This is a genomic window from Rhodococcus sp. IEGM 1305 (assembly GCF_030058635.1).
Classification (GTDB): Bacteria; Actinomycetota; Actinomycetes; order Mycobacteriales; family Mycobacteriaceae; genus Rhodococcus_F; species Rhodococcus_F opacus_D.
Window position 1 is genome coordinate 1 of sequence record NZ_JASHKX010000092.1, and the last position, 273, is coordinate 273.

Sequence of the window (273 nt, forward strand, 5' to 3'; positions counted from 1 at the left end):
TCACCGCCACCGTGCAGACAGTCCTCGACCACCACGACATGCTCCGAGCCCGACTGCGACGCGGAACATCAGACCAGGACACCGTCCTCGAAATCCCACCGGCCGGAACAATCGCGGCCGCACCCCTCATCACCCACGTCGCGGTCGAGACGGACCCGGACAACGACCTCGCCGCGATGGCACGCACGCAACTCGACGCCGCAACACACCGACTCGACCCCGAAAACGGGATCATGCTCCAACTCGTCTGGCTCGACCCCCGCACCCAACCCG

The 273-nt window shown here is 66.7% G+C and carries 1 protein-coding gene; it reads left to right on the top strand.

What is annotated here, in order from left to right:
• The coding region (locus QM693_RS37525) for a hypothetical protein (RefSeq protein ID WP_283354837.1) at positions 1-273 on the top strand (273 nt) is incomplete at both ends.